This is a genomic window from Paraburkholderia oxyphila NBRC 105797, assembly GCF_000685075.1.
Lineage (GTDB): Bacteria > Pseudomonadota > Gammaproteobacteria > Burkholderiales > Burkholderiaceae > Paraburkholderia > Paraburkholderia oxyphila.
Genome location: NZ_BAYD01000269.1, coordinates 1 through 1,384 on the forward strand (window position 1 = coordinate 1; position 1,384 = coordinate 1,384).

The following is a 1,384-nucleotide window of genomic DNA, read 5'->3' on the forward strand; positions in this document are numbered from 1 at the left end:
CTGAGCGCGCTGGACTGCCCCGGGGGATGTAATCCGAGGGAAGGGCAGGCAGCGCGCGTTCAAGGAAGTTTTTTTTACCACGTCCGTCTGATTGCATTCTGAGTCGCTGAGCCATCAGAAACCCGTACGCAGCGATACTCAGTGTGGCGTGATGGTGAAAGCCACGCCAGCCTCGCCCCTCATAATGACCGAGCCCGAACTCCTGCTTCAGGTCCTGATAGTCGCGCTCGATGCGCCAGCGCATTTTGGTCACGAAGACAAGCTGCTCGAGGGTCGCCTCCTCGGGTGCAGTAGTGAGAAAGTATTTGAGCGGCTCCGTATCGCCATCAGGCCATTCAATAAGCAACCATTCTTCGTCGCGAACGGTACTTCGCCAATAGTCGTGATGTGCAGGACGAACCCGTACGGCGGCAAAGCGTGAGGAAAGTGCGGCGTTGCTGCCTTCCCGCCAGGTTACGGTTTGCCAGGCGTTCGTGGGTAATTGCATGGCCAGTTCCTTCACCACGAGCGGTTTATGGCCGGGCGCACGGCGCAACAATTTCGGTGGCTGACCGAGGCCACTCCAGGGTTTGGGCGGCAGCGGCGCCGTACCGGGCGCCCACACAGAGGTGCCCGGCCGGATCCCTACCGCATACAACAAACCCAGTTCAGTTACGCTTTCCCGGAAAGCGGTTTCGTCGCCGTACCCGGCATCGGCAAGCACAATGCCCGGTGCAACGCCGGATGCGATAGCCTCGCGAAGCTGGGCCAGCGCAATCTGTGGCTTGGTCTGAAAAACCAGTTCGTCGGGAATGCCAGCGCGACGAGCACGTTCCCGGTCGTCAATCCATTCCTTGGGGACATACAGCTGCCAGGCAATTGGCAGGCTGCCACGTTGAGTCGTGATCGACAGGCTCACGGCGATCTGGCAGTTGTCCTGTTTGCCGAGTTGCCCACAGTATTGCCGCGCTACGCCGACTGAATGCTTGCCCTTCTTCGGGAAGCCCGTGTCGTCAATAATCCAGTAATAGCCAGCCTCTTCGGCAGGGTGCAGGCCCAACGCGGGCATCACCATTCGCGTACCCGCTGCAGGACCGCCCGGTCAGACCATTCTGCCTTGGCCACAAAATGGTGGAGTGACTGGTGTTTCGCACTCGCGTGAAGGGGGTCAATATGCGCAGCCATCGGCTCGACGCTCTTGCGTGACAACGGCATTACCAAGCCCGAACAGTAACCCTTGAGGCCGGAATGGCGATCGGCGTGCCCCAACGCCTGCGCCAGATGATTCAGATACGCGTCAAATTCGTCGACGTCTTCTTTCATCACGGTCGCCCAAAGTTTGTATTATTCAATACTACCAGGTATCACTTTGCTGCAAACATCTTTTTGTGACACAGTGGTACTA

Annotated in this window: 1 pseudogene; it reads right to left on the bottom strand. The window is 58.5% G+C overall.

Annotated features, from left to right (window positions below):
• Positions 1-1,302, bottom strand: a pseudogene (locus BO1_RS56045) (IS701 family transposase); the annotation flags it as partial.
• Positions 1,303-1,384: the final 82 nt, after the last annotated feature.